Origin of the sequence: Lactobacillus sp. CBA3605 (assembly GCF_002970915.1) — a bacterium.
Classification (GTDB): Bacteria; Bacillota; Bacilli; order Lactobacillales; family Lactobacillaceae; genus Lactiplantibacillus.
Genome location: NZ_CP027190.1, coordinates 2,024,924 through 2,044,587 on the forward strand (window position 1 = coordinate 2,024,924; position 19,664 = coordinate 2,044,587).

The 19,664-nt window shown below is 42.8% G+C and carries 17 protein-coding genes; 9 read left to right on the plus strand and 8 right to left on the minus strand.

Features of this window, described 5'->3' with window-relative positions; translation table 11 throughout:
• Nucleotides 1-131 precede the first annotated feature (131 nt).
• A complete protein-coding gene (locus C5Z25_RS09750) occupies nt 132-2,108 on the plus strand; it encodes an acyltransferase family protein (protein WP_105452437.1) in 1,977 nt (658 codons plus the stop codon).
• A gap of 65 nt (nt 2,109-2,173) precedes the next feature.
• Here the strand turns inward: C5Z25_RS09750 and C5Z25_RS09755 are convergent, their stop codons facing one another.
• The 5 genes from C5Z25_RS09755 to C5Z25_RS09775 form a co-directional block, all read right to left on the minus strand.
• Nucleotides 2,174-4,033, minus strand: coding sequence for an ABC transporter permease (locus C5Z25_RS09755; protein ID WP_105452438.1), 1,860 nt, complete (start codon nt 4,031-4,033; stop codon nt 2,174-2,176).
• Between the two features lie 21 nt (nt 4,034-4,054).
• Nucleotides 4,055-5,899, minus strand: coding sequence for an ABC transporter permease (locus C5Z25_RS09760; RefSeq protein ID WP_105452439.1), 1,845 nt, complete (start codon nt 5,897-5,899; stop codon nt 4,055-4,057).
• Between the two features lie 11 nt (nt 5,900-5,910).
• Nucleotides 5,911-7,896: a glycosyltransferase family 2 protein gene (locus C5Z25_RS09765; protein ID WP_105452440.1), complete on the minus strand. Its 1,986-nt coding sequence runs from the start codon at nt 7,894-7,896 to the stop codon at nt 5,911-5,913.
• On the minus strand, nt 7,886-8,986 hold the full coding sequence (locus C5Z25_RS09770) for a bifunctional glycosyltransferase family 2/GtrA family protein (RefSeq protein ID WP_105452441.1): 1,101 nt from the start codon (nt 8,984-8,986) through the stop codon (nt 7,886-7,888). The genes C5Z25_RS09765 and C5Z25_RS09770 overlap by 11 nt, the downstream gene beginning before the upstream one ends.
• A 487-nt stretch (nt 8,987-9,473) precedes the next feature.
• The gene (locus C5Z25_RS09775; protein ID WP_105452442.1) at nt 9,474-11,918 is read right to left on the minus strand and encodes a Xaa-Pro dipeptidyl-peptidase; all 2,445 of its coding nucleotides are present in this window, start codon (nt 11,916-11,918) and stop codon (nt 9,474-9,476) included.
• 176 nt (nt 11,919-12,094) lie between these two features.
• Between C5Z25_RS09775 and C5Z25_RS09780 the strand changes: the two genes are divergently transcribed.
• A complete protein-coding gene (locus C5Z25_RS09780; RefSeq protein WP_105452443.1) occupies nt 12,095-12,496 on the plus strand; it encodes an OsmC family protein in 402 nt (133 codons plus the stop codon).
• Nucleotides 12,497-12,566: 70 nt separating this feature from the next.
• Here C5Z25_RS09780 and C5Z25_RS09785 read toward each other — a convergent pair whose 3' ends face one another.
• Together C5Z25_RS09785 and C5Z25_RS09790 are read right to left on the minus strand one after the other, a co-directional pair.
• Nucleotides 12,567-12,824 (minus strand): transposase, encoded by a 258-nt coding sequence (locus C5Z25_RS09785; RefSeq protein ID WP_105452444.1) that lies wholly within the window; start codon nt 12,822-12,824, stop codon nt 12,567-12,569.
• Nucleotides 12,825-12,940: 116 nt separating this feature from the next.
• Nucleotides 12,941-14,341, minus strand: coding sequence for an amino acid permease (locus C5Z25_RS09790; protein WP_105452445.1), 1,401 nt, complete (start codon nt 14,339-14,341; stop codon nt 12,941-12,943).
• 213 nt (nt 14,342-14,554) lie between these two features.
• Here C5Z25_RS09790 and C5Z25_RS09795 point away from each other — a divergent pair, with 213 nt between their 5' ends.
• Both C5Z25_RS09795 and C5Z25_RS09800 read left to right on the plus strand, forming a co-directional pair.
• Nucleotides 14,555-15,370: a PfkB family carbohydrate kinase gene (locus tag C5Z25_RS09795; RefSeq protein WP_105452446.1), complete on the plus strand. Its 816-nt coding sequence runs from the start codon at nt 14,555-14,557 to the stop codon at nt 15,368-15,370.
• 53 nt (nt 15,371-15,423) lie between these two features.
• Nucleotides 15,424-15,846 (plus strand): bis(5'-nucleosyl)-tetraphosphatase, encoded by a 423-nt coding sequence (locus C5Z25_RS09800; protein WP_105452447.1) that lies wholly within the window; start codon nt 15,424-15,426, stop codon nt 15,844-15,846.
• 99 nt (nt 15,847-15,945) lie between these two features.
• Here C5Z25_RS09800 and C5Z25_RS09805 read toward each other — a convergent pair whose 3' ends face one another.
• A complete protein-coding gene (locus C5Z25_RS09805) occupies nt 15,946-16,095 on the minus strand; it encodes a hypothetical protein (protein WP_105450009.1) in 150 nt (49 codons plus the stop codon).
• A 151-nt stretch (nt 16,096-16,246) separates the two neighbouring features.
• Between C5Z25_RS09805 and C5Z25_RS09810 the strand changes: the two genes are divergently transcribed.
• The 5 genes from C5Z25_RS09810 to C5Z25_RS09830 all read left to right on the plus strand — a co-directional run bounded on the left by C5Z25_RS09810 (nt 16,247) and on the right by C5Z25_RS09830 (nt 19,662).
• The gene (locus C5Z25_RS09810) at nt 16,247-16,825 is read left to right on the plus strand and encodes a guanylate kinase (protein WP_105452448.1); all 579 of its coding nucleotides are present in this window, start codon (nt 16,247-16,249) and stop codon (nt 16,823-16,825) included.
• Between the two features lie 91 nt (nt 16,826-16,916).
• Complete coding sequence (locus tag C5Z25_RS09815) at nt 16,917-17,360, plus strand: Fur family transcriptional regulator (protein ID WP_105452449.1); 444 nt, start codon at nt 16,917-16,919, stop codon at nt 17,358-17,360.
• Between the two features lie 147 nt (nt 17,361-17,507).
• Complete coding sequence (locus tag C5Z25_RS09820) at nt 17,508-17,717, plus strand: transposase (protein WP_105452450.1); 210 nt, start codon at nt 17,508-17,510, stop codon at nt 17,715-17,717.
• Nucleotides 17,718-17,732: 15 nt separating this feature from the next.
• The gene (locus C5Z25_RS09825) at nt 17,733-18,872 is read left to right on the plus strand and encodes an RNA-guided endonuclease TnpB family protein (protein WP_105452451.1); all 1,140 of its coding nucleotides are present in this window, start codon (nt 17,733-17,735) and stop codon (nt 18,870-18,872) included.
• A 271-nt stretch (nt 18,873-19,143) separates the two neighbouring features.
• Nucleotides 19,144-19,662, plus strand: a complete 519-nt coding sequence (locus C5Z25_RS09830) for a hypothetical protein (protein ID WP_105452452.1) — start codon at nt 19,144-19,146, stop codon at nt 19,660-19,662.
• The last annotated feature ends 2 nt before the right edge of the window (nt 19,663-19,664 follow it).

Here is a 19,664-nt window from a genome sequence, read left to right on the forward strand (position 1 = left end):
GTGGTTAATAAAAATAACTAAAAAATTCTAGTTATTGCTGGTCAAAGTGGAGGCGACATATTATAGTAGGGGTACTGGTATAATGAAAGCGAGTATTGACTACTTAGCAACAATTCAAGGGGTAATGGGAAATGAACGAAAATTTTCAGGGCGTAAACATGAGCCGTACGATGGGGAAGATGAATCAGCATCGAATGCATCCACGTCGGTACATCACTGGTTTTGATGGCATTCGAACAATTGCAGTTTTAGGTGTAATTATTTACCATTTAATGCCAGCTTCACTACAAGGCGGTTATTTGGGGGTCCCGATTTTCTTTGTTGTTTCGGGTTACTTGATTACGGATATCTTATTACAAGAGTGGACTAGTAAAGGCAGTATTGGGTTGTGGCAATTTTATGGTCGCCGATTACGACGGTTATATCCGGCGTTAGTGACCATGTTATTGGCCACAACCACGTACATTACGTTGTTTCAACGATCGTTGTTAACTAATATTCGAGCCACTGTCATGACGAACTTGTTATATGTTTATAATTGGTTTGAAATTGGGCATGGGCAAAGTTATTTTGATCGGTTCAATGGGGAATCACCGTTTACTCATCTATGGTCGCTCTCCATTGAAGGGCAATATTACTTACTATGGCCGTTAATTGTCATTGGACTGATGCTAATTTTTAAAAAGCGTGCCCATATTTTCTGGCTCATGATGGGAGCCGCTTTAATTTCAGCATTAGCGATGGCGCTCTTATATGATCCAGCTAATACGAACCGGGTCTATTACGGGACTGATACGCGGATGTTTGCGATTTTGATTGGCTCTGGGTTGGCGTTCGTTTGGCCGTCACGAGAATTACCTCAGAATGTTGCACTTAGCAATCGCATCACGTTGGATGTTCTCGGCGGTGGCTCGCTATTGGCTTTGATTGTGATGTTCTTCAACTTGTCCGGACAATCAGCCTTTACTTACCGTGGAGGCATGTTACTTTTTACGGTCCTATCCGGTGTATTGGTTGCGACCGTGGCTCATCCGGCGAGTCACATGAACCGCGTATTAACTAACCCTGTATTTACTTATATTGGTCAACGGAGTTATGGGATCTATTTGTATCAATTTCCAGTCATGATTTTTTATGAGTCTAAAGTTAAAAGTATTGGCAACCACCCCTTGTGGCATAGTTTAGTAGAAGTCGCCTTGATCTTGTTAGTTACGGAATTAAGTTATCGTTTCATTGAGAATCCAATGCGGCATTATAATTATAGTCAGATTTTTACCAACTTGTTTAAGAAACCAGCCTTTAATCGCGTCACGGGTACAATTGCCAGCTTAGCGGCAATCTTCTTTGTGATTACGGCAGTTGGCTTTGTGCAACAACCCGGTAAAGCATCAAGTGTCCAAAAAACGGCGCTACAAAAGACCATTACGGCTAACTCTAAGTCGGTTAAAGCGAAAAATGCAGCGGCCTTGAAACGCCAAAAAGCCGCTGCAGCCAAGGCGTCTTCGCAATCTAAACAATTAGCGGCTGATAAGTTGAAGACTAAGCAGGCTTATGAAAAATTATCTGAGTCACAGAAAAAAGTCGCTTCAGATTATGATTTGAAACCACAGGTTGTGCTAGCGATGAATGCGACGGATTTAACTGCAGTTGGAGATTCAGTCTTGTTAGACGTTTCGCCGGACTTACAACAAGTTATTCCGGGGACCATCGTTCAAGGTAAGGTTGGTCGTCAAGTTGCGGATGTTCCTGGTATTGTTGCAGCTTTAAAGGCGCAAGGACAGCTGGCTCGTAATGTGTTAGTTAACATTGGAACGAATGGGGCAATCACGTCAGCGCAAGCGGAACAGGTCGTTAATACGATTGGTGCTGATCATCAGATCTTTTGGGTGACTGCGCATGTGCCAACTCAAAGTTGGCAAAACCAAGTCAATAATCAGATTGCCAAAACCGCTCAGCAACATGCTAATGTGCATGTGATTGATTGGTATCAAGCGGCATTGAACCAATCCAGTTGGTTCGGGAGTGATAACGTGCACCCTAACCCAACTGGTAATCGGCATTTAACTGCTTTGATTGCAAATCGGATTGCTGAAGTGAATAAAAATTAAATGAGACACAAAAGCAGTTTTAAGTCACCGTGTTAAGCGGCACTTAAAACTGCTTTTTTGCTGGCCTAGTGTAAGGTTTGTTGTGCGCTAATCTTTTGCAATCGGTGCGCATGGATGCGATAAAAACCGGTGCGAATAGTTTGATGATAACTTTTTTTGATACCGCGGGTAAAACTTTTATCATATTTAGGAATGGCAACGTAATCGTATTTACTGAGATTTTGTTTGAAAGCAACGTGTGATTTGCTAAAAACGGCTTGCCCAGTCGCATTGCTCGTGAAAAAGTAGTAATTTGCTAAGTAACCAGCGTAATAGGTTGTGACTTCAACTTTTTGTGGATCAACAATTAACAGTTTAGTTGTATTCAAATGGGTCCATGGTTGTGCAATTTTAGTTAATTTGACCGGCAGCGTACGGCGATTGTAGTGGTTCGTAAAATTAGTACCGTTGATTTCGGAATACATCATGATAACCGCAAAAAACAGCATTAAAAAAGTTGTTAACTGATAAGTGGTTTTGGTGATGATGGAGCGAAAGGCTTCCGGACTGCGATGCGCAAAGTTTTGTTCATAGAGGGTTTCGTCCATTACGCGCACCAACCAAATGGCCCCAATGAGCAGATTCAAGACAACGACGGTTGACATGTAGCGCTCGAAGCCGTCCAGGGTGATTGCTTCAGCATAGGGCATCGAGAAGACGTACATGCCAAGTAAGCTAAAGTAATACAATAAACTAATTAAATCTAACCAACCTAAGTGTTTGAACAGGTTATTAGGATGATGACAGCCGTACTTGATAATGGCCCAAGCCCCAATTAAGAGTAGATTCAAACCGAGTAAGCCCTGAGTGGATAAGGACCCAAAAGTAAAGATTTGATGGAGGAATTGTTGGCTAATCTTTAAAAATCCTTGCCAACCATCTTGGGATAATTGACTTTGATAGGCCTGTGCACTAATTTCGTGTTTGGAATTAGTAAAAGTGAGATGCACATGGATTTCCCACCAGATAAAAGGTAAGGCGGCAACTAAGAGGGTTCCTAAAAAGGTAGCGCTAAGTTTTAGTGTTCGTTTGAACCACGGTCCAGTGGCTGTTTGGGTGAGCAAGGTGTATAAATAGTACCCGACAATCAGCGCGACAAAGAACGCAGCGGAGTTTTTAACGAGTAGAAGACTGCCACTAAACAAGGCAACATGGGCAGCCTGTATCCGCGGACGGTGGCGATAAACAAAAATCCCCACTAAAGCCGCCATGGTGAGAATCGCTAAGACGTAATCGACAAGTAGATTATTTAGGCGAATGTTGATATTAAAAACGTATGAGATGGCAATAGCGAGACACAGTAACATTGAATTTAAGCCCCGAGTGCGATCACGCAATGTGGCAAAAATAGTATAACTCGCTGCCCAAATTAGCCCAAACTGAGCCACTAGCATGGTGCCGGCACTAAAACCAACGAAGGTGACAAATTGTGTGATAAAGAGTGCTGTGGCGGGCGGATAGGACGTAAATGAAATAATGGCGTCATGGGTGCCAGGTAAACGACCAGTATAGGTTAGAAACTTAACCATGGTGGCCCAATGTGAAAAATTATCGTAATGAATTAACGGACTGTGAATTAGCACACTCGCCATGGCGAGACCCAAGATAATCATCCAACCATCAAATAGGTGCCAGCCTTCATACTTAAAGGCGAGCTTACCGAAATAGCCCAAACTAAGGCGGAGGATTAATAAGATGACGCCGAGACCAGTGACTAGCCAGATGCCAAGTCGTAGCCAGCCCAGCATGGCAAAGCCAAAGAGAAGCATGATTTGAACCAAGATGCCGGTAATCCAAGTAAGATAGGGATTGACGTGGCACCAACGCATGGCACTGCTATAACCAATTAACGCTAAACTAAAAAAGATAAATCCGATTAATGCCAACTTAATGCCTGCTTTCGTTAGTTAGGGTAGTCGTTTTAGCCCATGTGGGGTGATTTTAAATAAGCCGGTGACGACGTGTTGATGAAAGACTTTTTGTGTTAAGACTGTAAACGTCCGATGGGTTTCAGGAATCGCGACGTAATCATAAGCTTCAATGGTTTTTTTAAAGGCTTGAGGTGTCATCATAAAATTCTCTTGGCCGATGGCTTGATCGGTAAAGTAATAATAACGGCCAACGTAGCCTGCATAATAATCATTAACATCGACTGCTTCAGGATCAACAATGAGGACTTTTTTATGATTCAAATGATACCAAGGCTTTGAAATCCGTTGTATTTGGAGCGGTAACGTATTATGGTTCATTCTATTCGTGAATTTAGTCCCGGTGATTTCGGAATACATCATCGTAATGGCAAAAAAGCCAATGACTAAAGTGGATACTTGATACATATTCTTAGTGGCAGCGCTACGGAAAGCTTGGGTATTGCGCTTTTGAAAGTTCTGTTCAAATAACGACTGATCAATCACTCGAACTAATGCAATCGCGGCGATGAATAAGTTTAAAATAACGATACTAGCCATGTAGCGCTCGAAACCGTCTAGTAAGATAGCTTCGGCGTACGGCATCGACAAGATATACATCCCAAAAAGGCTGCCATAATAGGCAATAAAGACCACATCCAATAGGACCGCCATCCCGAGCAAATTATTAGGCCGATGAGCGCGTAGCCGAATAACAAGCCAAGCAATGATTAGGACCACATTTATTAATAAAATGCCCTTAGTGGACAATGAATTCAAGCTTAGAATCTGTTCTAAAAATTTATGAGCGATTTTGACTAATGCTTGGTGACTCTCACCATTTAATTGTTTGGCATAGGCTTGCGTACTGATTTGATGTTTGGAAACGGTAAATGTGTGTTTAATGTGCCACTCCCACCACATAAATGGCAGGGTAGCAATCAGCAGGGTGCCAATCAAACGGATGGGCGTTTCGATTAGGCGTCGATACCAGTGTCCTTGGCTGTTAGTAATCAAGATATATAAGAAATACACACCAATCATGACGACAAAGAAGGTTGCAGAGTTTTTAACCAGTAATAAAACAGCTACAAAGAGTGCCGTGTGGGCACAGAGCAGCTGTGGCCGCTTGCGGTAAGCAAAAATCCCCACTATGGCAGCAATGGTGATGATAGGCAGGACATAATCGACTAACAAGTTATTTAAGCGAATTGCCACGTTAAAGACGAAGGAAATTGCTAAAGTGAAACATAAGATAAAGCCCGTTAAGGCACGGGAACGGTCGCGTAGCCCAGCAAAAATGGCATAGGCGGCGGCCCAAATCAAAATAAATTGGCCTAATAACATCGTACCATCACTAAACCCAACCCAGTGAACGAACTGAGTAATGAAGAGTGCCGTGGCCGGTGGATAAGAGGTAAATGAAATGAGTTTATCAGCTGCGCCAGGGAGATGGCCGGTAAAGGTCATAAACTTGACCATGACAGCCCAATGTGAAAAATTATCGTAATGAACCAGCGGACTGTTTAAGAGCACCTGACCAGTGGCAAGACCTAAGCCAACCATCCAAAAGTCAAAAAGATGAATCCCTTCGAATTTAAGTCGACCACGGTGCCAAAAACTCAAGCCGAACCAAAGGACCAATAAGCTGATACCGAAATATGTGACAAATTGAATGCCTAAATTCAAATTACCGGTCATCGCAAATATATAGAGTATTAGAATTTGGGTGAGCATGGCGGTAATCCAAGCTAAGTATGGTGACACGCCCATTCGGCGCAGCGTGCCGTTGTAACCAAGTAATCCTAAAAAGTATAAAAGTACACCGATTAAAGCTTTAAACAAAGCGGTTCCTCCTAGAAACGATTGAAACGGCGACTGAGATCACGTTCGAATGTCTTAGCTCGAACGATTAAGTTCATGTAAAGCTCATCAAACGGGGTTACCCAAGTGTCTTGAACGCTAGGTAAGGTTGTATTGGCCCCATCGTAAATGAGTTGTAGGAAGTGATCACGGTTGACATCAGCCGCAACCTGGACCTGCGTACTATAGATGGTGGTATCCCCATGGTGACTAATTCGAGCAACTTTACCACTCAGTTGAACGTCAAAATTTTGATGTTTGATTTTTAAGTTAATGGTGTCGCCCTCGGCAATGTCATCAGCGGCGCCGTCATCAATAGTAAAAGCAACGCCCCCCTCGGAGACATCCTCAGTTGTGATGGCATGCCAAGCGCCTTTAACTGCTTGAACTTGGCCAGTTACTTGGCGGATGAAACGTTCATTTTTACGATAGACCGGCCGCCCCATTGAGATGAAGAGGCACATGCTTAAATTAATAAAATGCATGAGTAACCAGAAAGTGATGACACTCCCAACTAGAATTTCAGAGCCGTATTTACCATAATTAAACTTAATAATGGCAATCAACGTTAGTGTCCATAAGAATAAGTAAGGCAAAATGTAAAGTTTATCTTTAATGGAATAGGTGACATTTTTTGAAGTCACCTTAAACTTTTTGGCCTTGATGCCAAGTGTTTCAAGAATGACCGGGATAAAAAGGTAGGGGGCAAAAAAGGTTTCTTGGACCTCGCCCCAACGTTCGTTACGAATTTTGGCAGTATCGCCCATACCTGAAGTATCACCCATGACATAGTGCAATAAAAAGTAACCCGGCGCCCAAATAATCATTAAAATCCAAAAATTAGCATTGACGACTTGAATTTTAAATAGGGCGTAAAGGATTGGCGCAATCATATAAATCATGCGGCGAAAGAAGGCCCACCAATAAAAATAAGTATTGATGAGGATAATACGGTTCATGCCGGATAATTTGGGATTAGTAAAGATATGCAAGTTACGACAACTTTGCATGACGCCTCGAGCCCACCGGGTACGCTGTTTAATAACCCCTTTAATGTCGATTGGTGTAATACCGCTAGATTGCGGCACCTTAGTGGCTAAACTGATATAGCCAGCCATATTCAACATTGTCCCTAATTCGAAATCTTCCGTGATGGTATCGGTCGGAAAATCGCCAACTTCATCAACGGCTTTACGCAAAAAGACAGCATTTGACCCTGTAAAGAGGGCCCGTTTGTTACCGCCATTTAACACGTTGATGTCACGTGAAAAGAAGTCTTGTTCATTAGGAATGACTTTTTCTGAGAATAAATTAAACTGGAAAATATCCGCATTATAAAAACTTTGTGGGGTTTGCACAAAGCCTAAAGGTTCAGTATGGTCTGGATCAGCCTCAAGTTGCTTGAAATTCTCCGTGAATAACGGCACGATGGCATTCAGAAAGCCAGAAAATGGAATCATATCGGTATCAAAAACCACAAACAAAGGCGACGTTAGCTTTTCCAAAGTATGGTTGATGTTGCCAGATTTTGCTTGATGATTGTTTTCCATGCCGGAATAGCCAATGTGATAATGGGCCGCTAAGGCTTTAACTTCAGGACGATTACCGTCATCGGAAACCACCACATGGACTTTACTTTTATCGGGATAATCGATAAAAGTGGCTGCATTGATCGTTTTTCGCAATAAATCGACTTCTTCGTTATGCGTGACGATAATAATATCGACATCTGGGAGCGGTTGCGCAGGATCATAGTCTGGAACCGTTAAATGCCACTGGTTTTTAGTAGCGCGCATGCGAAAGAAAATTAAAATAAAACCAGTCGTATTTGATAAAATCTCGCTTACGACGAGTAGTAGGGCGAAAATCAATGTGAATATTTGGGCGTGCCAAGGTATTGTAAAAAAGATACGCCAGAGCAAATAGATAATTGATAGCGCAATTGCTAGAAAGTAGAGCAAACGGCGCTTATTTGACATGATGGGTCGCCTCGTTAGTCGATTTAAAAATGTAAGTCTTTTGAATATGATAACTAATTAAAAATAGGCCAAAATCACCGATTATCTTAGCTAGAACTGGCATTAGATTGCCGGTTGAGAGTAGGGTTAGCAAGTGTGTTAAACCGGTGGTTAAGTAGCCTGATGCGATGGCTTGAACGGTTAGTAAAGCAGCATATTTAAGGACGGTCTGTTCGCCAGCATTGTCAAAAACCAGATGATGATTAATGAGGTAGTTGACTACGGCGGATAGTAGCCGGGCTGTTACGGTTGCAATCATGATAGCATGCAGTGATCGATTCGCTAACAACCACATGATTAATGCAAACAAGCTAATGTCGACAACAAAAGAAGCTAGGCCACTGATTGAAAATTTTAGAAACCGAGAATAAATTGCCAATGAATCACGGACCACTCTAAAATGCGATGAGGCATTGCCGTCTAAATAAATCGTGGGAATCGGTGCCTCGATGACGATAACACCATATTTTTTAGCTTGTAATAACATGTCGAACTCAAACTCAAAACGATCGCCAGGAAAGTTGACGAGCGCTTGCGTGTATTTAATTGGAATAAGTCGTAAGCCTGTCTGAGTATCCGAAATATTTTGATGGGTGAGTAGCCGAACTAACCCACTCGTCAAGAGATTGCCGAACTGACTACGAAATGGAATGTCGTTGGTAAAATGCCGGACGCCAATGACTAAGCTGTCTGGATTATTTTTGAATTTATTAAGACAACTAACTAATGCTGCGGTAGTATGTTGACCATCAGAGTCCATCGTTGCGATGCCATCCAAGTCAGGATAGACTTGTTGGAGCTGTGTAAAGCCAGTTTTTAATGCCGCCCCCTTACCACGATTCTCAGTGTGATGTAAGATGGTGAGCTTGGTCGAAGTTAAAGCTAATAATTGTGAAAAAATCGCTTGGTGGGCCGAATCACTGCCATCATCAACAATCGTAATTGCAGTCGTGATTGGTGCTAGCTCGGTATTGCTGAGTAGTGTCTGAACCAATTGGATTAATTTGTTATCCGGATTGAGTGCTGGAATAAGAATTCCTATTTTTAACATTTGATCTCACTCCATTCTTAATGATGAACTAAGGTGCTTGGACCACTGTCACTTAGCTCATTATGGCCATTAGTTTAAACATAACACAATGCTTTTAGTTGTGAAATACTTTAATGATGAAATTGTGACCGATTTAATGGAGAACAAATGATAATTTAATTTAAATAAAATATCGTCTGAATTAGCAAGTTAAAACTAGCGCTAATTGGGACGATATTTAGCAGGTGAAATTCAAATCATAACTAGTTAGGCAATCGTACCTAAAGCATCAAGCCAGGAAGTACCATCGTACCAAATCGTTTTCTTTAAATCGGTGTCATAGTACTGGTAACCGGCATAGATATTTTGAGTTGGTCGATTAGCAGTAGTGCCAGTTTGACCCACAGTACCGGGTTGGCAATCAGTTGATGATAAAGTGCCCCCCTGAGTTTGGATTTACTCCAACTCAGGGGGGCACTTTACGTTAATTTAATTGAGATGCTTTTTATTAATCTTTAGCAATTGTTTTTAAAGGAATACGCAATTGAATATCATTCAAATTCAACGAGTATTGTAAGTCTTGATTGCCTCGCACCGTCATTTTCATGTCAGTGGCATAAATCACTAGGCCGAGTTGATGTTTGGCGAGCAAGTGATGGAAAATCGGTTGTAAGTCTAAACTGAAATCGTAAAATTCATTAGGCTGAATGGCTTCAGCATGCCAAGGGTGCTGGCGATTTTGTAGGTTCAGGTGGCCCTTAGTAATCATCTTGTAAGGGGTCTTAGCAGCCAGTTTGAAGTCTTTTAAATCATCTTCACGCCAATGATAACCAAGGTCCAAGGCTTTCGAAGCGATTAGTTGCGGACTAACAGTTAGGCGTTGTGCCAAGCCAAAGTCGAGCAACATAAAGCTTAACATCCCGAAGTTTTGGTTAACGGCCACGGAACCACTAATATGTGGTTGTCCCACCAATAATTGGTCACCAGGGGCTTGCCAAGATTTGAACATAAGTCGGTGATCGTATAATGGATTAGTTTTGTCTTCGCTAATTAGATCATTTTGCCAGGCAGTTAGGTGTTGGCGATAATAATCGAATAATTTATCGGGAAGTTTATCGGTAAAATGAGCGGCGCGTTGATCAACCGGATGATCGGCAGGCACTAACTCCTTATATTGAACCTTGAAGTCTAAGGCTTGGTCTGTATCTTGCCACCAATTATCATAAGCCTGCCACGTTTCAGTTGCAGTATTATCTTGAACTAACACGTTCGGAAGTAACGTTTCAGCGTGATTATCGAGGCCATATAACTTATGACTTAGCCATAAATTCATCATGTCGGTAAAATCAAGTGATTGTAAATTATTAATGTAGATGTGTTGGCCTTGATGCAAAATCAGCTTTTTAGTGACTGGGACCGCTTGTAACTGATCCCAAAGCTTAGCGACGTTACGCGGCTTGACGTTCCAGTCATTTAAGCCTTGCACCATGATAATGTCAGCCTTAATCTGGTTAATATGTTTGCGATAGTTACGTTCATCCCAGAATTGATTGTAATTTCCTGTAGCTCGATCTTGACCAGCGGTTAATTCAGCGAGTGTTTGGTTGAATTTGGGTTGGATGCGATGGGCATCGCCAGCTTTTAAACTCCGTGAAAAGACTTCCGCAGCCAAGACATCGGTGTCCTCACCTTGGAAAGTATCGGGAGCGACGACTAGGCCGTTGTCCCGATAATAATCGTACCAACTTGAAATTGCTGCTTCTGAAATGATTGTTTTAAGCCCAGCGACACCAGTGGTTGCAGCAGCGGTGGCTAAGGTCCCAAGATACGAACGGCCGGTCATCGCAACAGCACCATTGGTCCACCAAGCTTTGATGGCTACATCGCCATCGCGAGTGGTGAAGGCGGCCCGTTGACCGGTTAACCACTCAATGATGGCCACGGTAGCGGTCGTTTCGTCAACTGAACCGGTCAAAGTTAGACCATCGGAATCTACCGAGCCGATTCCAGCGGCGTAAACAACGGCAAAGCCCCGGGCTAAAAAGTAATCATTCAAGGTATAGGACTGTTCACGACCAAAGGTTTCTTCAGCCTGAGTAGCTGTTTTATCGGTTACTCGTGGTGCTGGTAAGGGCCTGTCAATGGGATGAGCCTCAATATCGGCATAGGTGGTTTCGTCGGGTTCTTTAGCGGTTAACGGAACGTCCACGTTGTGCATCTGGGCATCGCCAGCCTGGTTATTAATGCCTTGGTTGTAAGGACTAGCGGTATATAGGACGGGAACTTTAAGTCCAGTTGTTGTTTCAGCGGGACGCAAGATTTCAACTTTTAAGAGGTCACGTTGTTGATCGTGATCCGTGTCTAACGGGGCTTCCACATAGACCACTTCACGGATGAGCTGATTAGTATCAAAGACGGCTTGGGCTTTTCCATTAAAGAACAGGGGTTTTTGGTCATTTGGTAATTGATAAGCCGGCACAAAAAAGCCCTTAGTCGTTAAGATTTCAATTAAAGTTTGACCTTGATTACCACGGGTATTTAAAAGTAAATACCAGGCATAGTAAAGTGACTCACGGTCGAAGGCACTATCCCAGACCATGGGTAAATGAATATCGCGCATTGCTAGCAGGGGGTCGGCGAGATCAAAGTCATGTCCGGGTAAAAAACCCAATAATTGAAGCCCGACGTTATAAAAGACTTGGTTGTTAACGACGGTGGCGGTGGCGAGCCATTCAGTTAGTGAGTGTTGGCTGGTTGCCATTAAATTAGCAAATTTATGTTTGAGTCCCGCAGTTGAATGAACTTCGGGAAAACTTTTTGCTAAGAGCGCCTGATAAACGGCAGGGACGGTTTTTAAAGTGGTCATTTCCGGGGTAATAAAATGAATTTTTTTAAGTTCTGCGATGGCCGCTTCCGAATCCGTCGGTGCAATCGCAAATTGGTTGTTTTTCATAGGTCGATTCCTCTATTAGTTATTTTTTATTTTTAATTAACATTATAACACGCCAGTTGCTAGTAAAGCGTTGACGGGCCATGAATGTTGCGGTGTCGGTTAAGTCACTGATAAAACTGACAGTGGGTAAAGCTTGTGCTACATTTAAGTTAACTTATAGCTGGAGATGATTAATTATGGCAGAATTTCCGATTTTATATACGACTCAGGCGGTTAATGAAGATGGCATCACGGGACAGGCTTATGTACCGTCAGGGCTAGCGGTGCCGGTTAGTAGCCCTTTAAGTGCCAACGAAGGGTCGAATCCAGAACAACTGGTTGGGTTGGCGTTGAGTACGTGTCTGAATGCAACTTTGGAAGCGATTGAAGCTGAACATCACTATCCGCATCAAAGTAAAGTGGTCACAACGGTCCAGTTATCACGCGATCGTTTCGGGTATCAGTTTTGGGTGGATGCCCAAGTGACGATTCCGTCAGTTGATGCGACGACCGCGGTCCACTGGCTGGCCCTAGCTGAAAGTCGATGTCCAGTTGCCAAGTTATTAGGCACTAGCGCGACCGTGAAGATTCATTTGTAAGACTAAATTATTCAGGTTAAATGACGGTAATTAAAAAGCGTCTGGATTGGCGTCCAAACGCGATGGTGAGTTAATGGCGACGGCCTTTTTTGGCAAGGGTTGTCGCTGTTTCGACTTGTTGTAGCGCTAACTGCTTGGTCTTCTCACGTTCAATTTTTAACTGTTTACTAAGTTGGCGTGTTTTCCAGAAGCCGTGGGCACTAATTGCAAAAGGTAATAGCTCAATTGTCAATGTGACTGGAATGAGCCAAGGTGCTTTGTTAACTAAAGTGAAAACGCGTTCACGGTGCGTTGCTAGAGCCGCACGAGTCATTTTTGATGGTAGCATGGCAACAGCCTCCTTTAAAATTAGCTTTATCATAACGTAAAATGAAATCGCTGTCATTAGTTTTGCAATAAATCGGATTGGTGCACACTTGCTGCCAATCCGATTTTTTTGCGAAATTAAGCATCCAGCTTCTGATTCATTTTACTATGGTGGACCCCATAGCTGAAGTAAATAATGAGACCAAAGACAAACCATACTAATGAAGCAACCCAAGTTTCCAAGGATAATTGGGTCATCATGAAGAGACACAAACATCCGGAAACAATTGGTAAGACGGGATAAAAAGGTACCCGGAAACCTTTGATTTGATTAAGCTTTGGATTACGTCGTAGTAACAAAATACCAAAGGAGACAAAGGTAAAGGCGATCAAAGTCCCAATATTAACCAAGTTCGCTAATTGACCAAGCGGAATGAACCCCGCAAGAATTGAAATGACGACGGTGACCGTAATCATCGCATGTTTGGGCGCATGATGCTTGTCGATTTTGCCCAAAAAGCTTGGTAAGAGCCCGTCACGACCAATGGAGTAAAGCAATCGCGAACTACTATAAATCATCGTGACCATCATGGTAAACATGCCCGCTAATGCCCCAATCGAGACAATCCCGGCGACAAAGTTTTGATGGACAAGTTGTAGGGCGAAAGTGACCGCATCATCCACGTTGAGTAATTTATACGAAACCATCCCGGTTAATACGGCTGAAACCATAATATAGAAGGCGGTACAAATTACAAGCGTCCCGATAATCCCGATTGGCATGTTGCGCTTGGCATTTTTTACTTCGGCTGCGGATGACGAAACGGCATCAAAACCTAAGTAAGCGAAGAAGACCACCGCTGCCCCATGGAAAATCCCTTGCGTCCCAAATGGCGCAAATGGCGTCCAATTACTGGGCTTCACATAGAAGGAACCAACCAGTAAAAAGATGATAATAATTGCTAATTTAACGGCGACAATAATATTATTCAAACGCACCGAAGTCTTGAGCCCGGCATCAATAATCCAAGCAATCACACAGACGATGATAATCGCAACCAAGTTCACATAAGTGCCATGGGCCGGATCGAAGGACCCGGTGATGGCTTTGGGCAATTTGAGGCCAAAGCCGGCAATGAATGAATTAAAGTAAGCCGCCCAGCCAACGGCCACCGCCGCAACCGCTAAGACATACTCTAAGACAAGCGCCCAACCGATAATCCAACCAATCATTTCGCCGTAAACGATGTTACCATATGAATAAGCTGAACCCGCAATGGGTAGGACTGATGCAAATTCGGCGTAACACATTGCGGCGACTGCACAGACGATTGCCGCAATCACAAATGATAAAATGATACCTGGGCCAGCTTTAGTTGCGGCCACGGTACCTGGTAAAATGAAAATACCAGTCCCAATAACGGCCCCAATGCCTAAAGCAATGAGATCAATTGCGGATAAGGTCCGCTCGAATTGACTGTCTTTTTGTAGATAGCGCTCCAAAGCTTCTTTTTGGAACAAGCGCTGACGAATCCCCATAGATTTTGCCACCTTTTTCAGTAGATTTAATTGACTATGTTCACATGATACCGTGAACAATTATTAAAAGTCAATTAGAATCAAGTGATGGACATTAAAATCAGTGAGTTAACTTAGTTTGACGGGTCGCTTTACTAAACTTTAGCGGGTTACAGGTGGGGTGAATTCTGATAAGATGAAGCATAACGAATCGGAGTGAAGGAGGCGACGACCGTGTCGTCAATATTAGTGGCAGAAGATTTATCCGCAGTTGGTGGGATTTCACTAAGTGCGGCGCTTCCAGTTTTGACCGCAATGGACTACCAAGTTGCGGCGTTGCCCACCAGTTTACTATCGACCCATACAAGTGGTTATGGTCGGCCAGCCGTAGCTGATTTAAGTCAGTGGCTGCCCCAGACTTTTGCCCATTGGACGCAAGCCCAGCTTGAATTTAAACAAGCGTTAATTGGTTACGTTGGTTCGGTTGAATTATGCTACCAGTTAGTGGGTTATTTGCAGCAACAACCCTTAGCCTTACTAGTCGTGGACCCGGTCTTAGGCGATTTGGGAGAGTTGTATTCGGGTTTTGACCAAGCTTATGTGCAGGCGATGCGTGACTTAGTTAAGTCAGCGGATGTGATCTTGCCGAATGTTACTGAGGCTAGCTTGTTGACAGGCCAGACCTATCAAGCCCAACCGGCATTATTGCCGATGTTGACTGCGTTGCAGGCCTTGCTAAAGCCTGGTGCTACTGCGGTGATTACTGATGTGATTCAGGATCAACAGATTGGTTGTGCCTGGTTAGTAGCCGGAAAGGTTCAATTTGTTGGGCAACCGCGCTTGCCAGGGCATTACAATGGGACCGGTGATACGTTGGCGGCGGTGATTACTGGCTTGTTAGGGCGTGGTTGGTCGTTGACGCGTAGCTTGACGTTAGCGATGCAATGGTTACATTTGGCGGTTACTGAGACATTATCGGCTCAGCGAACAGATGAACGGCAAGGTGTGGCCTTGGGTGCATTGATCCGTGCGATTGGATCACTAGCTTAAGCGAACTGCATGGTATAATTAAATGAAGCATTTGAATGAGGAGGACGAGCGATATGACGACTGAAGTTGCTAGTGGCGCCGTGGTGTATCAACTCAAAGCCGGCCAACCAGTTTATTTATTATTACAAAGTGCAACCAGTGATTTTTGGGGATTTCCCAAGGGTCATGTGGAAGCTGATGAAACTTTAGCAGCAACTGCGGTACGTGAGATTCATGAAGAAACTCGGCTAACTGTAGCAGTGGATACCGACTTTAAAGCGTTCACCGAGTATCAATTACCGAATGGCAACTTAAAACAAATGACTTTATTTGTGAGTGAAGTGCCGGCAGGGGTAAACGTTACCCGACAAAAAATTGAGATTAAGGCTTTCGGTTGGTTTGACTATGCAACCGCCCGTGAACGCTTGACGTATCCTAATCTAAAGGAACTTTTGGATCAGGCTAATACGTATCTCACCAAAAAATTGCAGGCATAATATCTTTGGAACAAAAAAATTACTGATGCCGTCGCATAAACGGTTATCAGTAATTTTTAAACTGTACAGCTAAGATCTATTAGGTTTAATTAATAATTTTTAGGCTTGAGTTTTTAAGTTTGCAACTGCATCTTCGATTGTAACGCCTTCAGCGCGCAATTCTGGATGAAGTTTGTCAGTTGCAACGAATAATTGACGCTGAGTATCCAACACAATGTTGAACCAGCTATTAGTTGTTTGAAATTTCATATGACAAAACTCCCTTCTGAAAATTGTTTGGTTATGCTACGAGATGCTTTCATCATCTGTGAACCTTACAAGTTTATTACTATACGCTGTTCGTTGATGTAATGCAAATGAAAAGCCTTACAGCGATAAAAAATTAGGAGCGGTTTAAACCATGACGAGGAAACGAATTTTTGTAATTACCGGACCAACTGGCAGTGGTAAAACGACCGTTAGTCGGTATTTAAAAGACCATTATAATATGCCACAAGTGATTACGCATACGACGCGAGTCCCCCGGCAAGGCGAGGTCGATGCCGTGGATTATTATTTCGAAACGGCCGCAAGTTTTGCGACTAAGCACTACTTGGAACATGTGACTTATAGTGGGCAACAATATGGGTCATCACGTGAGGGGTTAGCAGCGGCATGGGAAAAAGCGCCTAATATCAGTATTGTGTTAGATACTGCGGGTGCAGTGACTTATGCGCGCGAGTTAGGTGAACAAGCAGTTATCATTTATCTTAAAGTCAGTCAACAAGAAGCCTTAGTGGACCGGTTAACGCGACGTGGCGATCCGCAATTACGAATTGAACGGCGCGTTGCAAGTAAAGAATATCTACGTGACCAACAGTTGCCAGCTGGTTTAGTGGGGGTAGCGCAAGTCATTGTAAATGATGATTGGGCCACAACGACTGCGGCACTAGATGCACTCATGGCATCGTATCAAAGTGCAGCCGAATCGGCCAATTAATTCACTTTTGGGTGGACTTATGCTAAACTAAATAGTAATGATTATTATTTAGCTTTAAGCATCACTGACCAGAATGGAGGCCACGAACGACATGGAAGCAACTCTTGAACAAGCAGTGTCGATTCTCCGGCGTAATCAATTAAAAATTACCAAGCAGCGACAAGCTTTGTTAGATTATTTAGTGACTTATCAAGAGCATTATGTGGCAATTTCAGCGGTTGATGAGCATATGCGAACCCTATTTACGGGCATGAGTCATAATACAATCTATCGCAATATTAAAGAATTCGAAACTTTAGGGTTATTAGAATTGAAAGCCCAAGCTAATCAGACACTGGTGAAGTATCAATGTGATTTTGACCACCAGCATCACCATCACTTTGTTTGTTCAAATTGCGGACGAGTGATGGAGTTGGCAGCTTGTCCACTTGACGCCTATGAGGCTCAGTTGCCCGGCTGTACGATTACAGGTCATCGGATTGAAATTTACGGATTATGTGCCGCTTGTACTGTAAAACAAGCGACAGTGAAATAGCTGACCATTTAAGTCAGCCTTTTTTTTGAAATTAGACGAGGAAACACGTTCTTTTAAGGACGTGATGAATCGTTTTTTGTTTTGTATGTGGTGCATAGGGTTAAACTACAATAATTATATCTATAAAAGATACTAGCAGGTTTACGTATGGTCAAACATCTTAATTACCCTATTATTGGAGGTACTAAATACTGCAATTGCGTGCTAAGTGAAAACGTCGTGGTTGTCTTGAAAAGAATATTAGCAGAAATTGTTTCAAAATACGGATTTAGTATTGAACACATGGAAATTTGGCAGGACAATCATAGCCACTTATTAGTTAGTGCACCGCCAAAGTTATCGGTGATCAACGAATAAAAGAGGTGTCTTTAGATGACGCTACGGGCGATTAAAACAAGAATTTATCCCCAAATTGACCAACAAGAAAAAATTATTAACAACTTTGGTTGCTGTCGTTTCGTTTGGAATCAGTTATTAAGCATGCAGATTGAGCGTCATAATAACGGTGGAGATTACGTCAATGAATTTGGTATGAATTATCTGATTAAGTGTCTTAAACAAGAATATCCGTTCCTCAAGCAAGCGGAATCAACCAGTCTTTTACACGTTAGCCGTGATTTGCATCATGCTTTTCAGAAGTTATTTAAGGAACACAGTGGTTTTCCGAAGTTCAAATCACGAAAATTCCCAAAACAGAGCTATCAGTCTAATTCAGTCAATCATAATATTAGTCAAATCAACCAACATCAGCTTAAAATTCCAAAATTAGGCTGTATTGAATTTAAATCTGGCCGACAACTCACCGGTAAGATTAAAAATGTCACAATCCGGCTATCCGCTACCGGCAAATATTACGCCATTGTGTTAGTCGATAATAACGTGCAAAAACTGCCTAAAACTAAGCAATCGGTGGGAATCGATCTGGGTGTAGCGGATTTAATGATTACCAGTGATGGTGTTAAATATCCTACTATTCGTTTTGATAAGGCCTTATCGCAAAAGAAACACTATTGGGAAAAACGGTTAGCCCGCCGAAGATTACAAGCCTTGAAAGAAATTGCGTGGGACAAACACAATCACGTCTTAGAACCCCGTGAATTAACTGATTTCAGTAATTATCGCAAGGCACGTCTCATGGTTGCCAAATATAACGAAAAAATCGCCAATCAACGTAGTAACTATTTGCATCAACTCACCAAGAAACTAATAACACTGTACGATGTGATTAAAATCGAAGATTTGAAAACCAAAAATCTTCTTAGCAATCATCAGCTCGCTCGCGCAATTGCCAATCAAGCTTGGCGTGAACTACGCACCCAGCTTGAATATAAATGTGCTTGGTATGGTAAACAGCTGGTCACTGTGAACCCTCGAAAAACTAGCCAAATCTGTGCTAATTGTGGTTACGATGACGGTAAGCATGGGCTAGCTATCCGGCAATGGACATGTCCTAGTTGTGGTGTTAACCATGATCGGGATATTAACGCTGCCAAGAATATATTGAATGTTTAAAGAAAAGACTAGCTAGGCTCGGAACGAGCCGTGATAAAAAGCTGTAACCGCTGGGCATAGTGCTAGTCGCTATTGTGTAAGTTAGCAGTGTTCTCAGAAGCTCGGTTATTTATGGTCGAGTAGTTCACACTGCTGATTTTGTGGTTGTCGGTGTTAAACTGTTACTAAAGACTTTATTAATTTCAATTAGAACTAATGCATTCTTAAGCTCAACATGGTTTAATTATTGATTGAGATTAGAGAATGATAGGCATAGAAGGGACTGACATTGATGGCTTATCGAACACCACCATTTATTACACCATTTGCGATTGTTTCAATCGTGTTAGCGCTTGGCGCAACGAACGTTGTGGTCAACAAGACCACCCATACTGTCAATGGTGCCAAGGCCAGTAGCAGTGCGGTCGTAAAATCAGCCAGCAGTAGTACCACGGATAAAAATAAGACTGATAAGGCATCTAGCGATAAAAACAAAGATAAAAATAAAGATAGTAGTTCGGCTGATAGTAGCTCGGACGATAATAGTGATGATCAAACTAGTAGCAGCACTAGCAGTAGTGACAACAGTAGTAGTAGCAGTACCACGGATGAGAGCAGTTCAAGTAGTAGTACGACCGCTAACAGTAGTTCAGCTTCAACTAGTAGCAGTGATACGAGTTCTAGTTCAACGACCAGTTCATCGACGGACGACACGACCGATGATGCGTCAAGTTCAACCACGCAATCTAGTGCGGCAACGACAACGAGTGAATCCGCAACAACGACTAGTTCTGACGATGGGGGCGAATAGTT

What these genes read in the sequence shown, in the direction of transcription:
- C5Z25_RS09830 (WP_105452452.1), top strand. Translation starts at nt 19,144, where the DNA reads ATGGCTTATCGAACACCACCATTTATTACACCATTTGCGATTGTTTCA.
- C5Z25_RS09800 (WP_105452447.1), top strand. Translation starts at nt 15,424, where the DNA reads ATGACGACTGAAGTTGCTAGTGGCGCCGTGGTGTATCAACTCAAAGCC.
- C5Z25_RS09770 (WP_105452441.1), bottom strand. Translation starts at nt 8,986, where the DNA reads ATGTTAAAAATAGGAATTCTTATTCCAGCACTCAATCCGGATAACAAA.
- C5Z25_RS09785 (WP_105452444.1), bottom strand. Translation starts at nt 12,824, where the DNA reads ATGCTACCATCAAAAATGACTCGTGCGGCTCTAGCAACGCACCGTGAA.
- C5Z25_RS09825 (WP_105452451.1), top strand. Translation starts at nt 17,733, where the DNA reads ATGACGCTACGGGCGATTAAAACAAGAATTTATCCCCAAATTGACCAA.
- C5Z25_RS09815 (WP_105452449.1), top strand. Translation starts at nt 16,917, where the DNA reads ATGGAAGCAACTCTTGAACAAGCAGTGTCGATTCTCCGGCGTAATCAA.
- C5Z25_RS09775 (WP_105452442.1), bottom strand. Translation starts at nt 11,918, where the DNA reads ATGAAAAACAACCAATTTGCGATTGCACCGACGGATTCGGAAGCGGCC.
- C5Z25_RS09750 (WP_105452437.1), top strand. Translation starts at nt 132, where the DNA reads ATGAACGAAAATTTTCAGGGCGTAAACATGAGCCGTACGATGGGGAAG.
- C5Z25_RS09810 (WP_105452448.1), top strand. Translation starts at nt 16,247, where the DNA reads ATGACGAGGAAACGAATTTTTGTAATTACCGGACCAACTGGCAGTGGT.
- C5Z25_RS09780 (WP_105452443.1), top strand. Translation starts at nt 12,095, where the DNA reads ATGGCAGAATTTCCGATTTTATATACGACTCAGGCGGTTAATGAAGAT.
- C5Z25_RS09790 (WP_105452445.1), bottom strand. Translation starts at nt 14,341, where the DNA reads ATGGGGATTCGTCAGCGCTTGTTCCAAAAAGAAGCTTTGGAGCGCTAT.
- C5Z25_RS09765 (WP_105452440.1), bottom strand. Translation starts at nt 7,896, where the DNA reads ATGTCAAATAAGCGCCGTTTGCTCTACTTTCTAGCAATTGCGCTATCA.
- C5Z25_RS09805 (WP_105450009.1), bottom strand. Translation starts at nt 16,095, where the DNA reads ATGAAATTTCAAACAACTAATAGCTGGTTCAACATTGTGTTGGATACT.
- C5Z25_RS09820 (WP_105452450.1), top strand. Translation starts at nt 17,508, where the DNA reads ATGGTCAAACATCTTAATTACCCTATTATTGGAGGTACTAAATACTGC.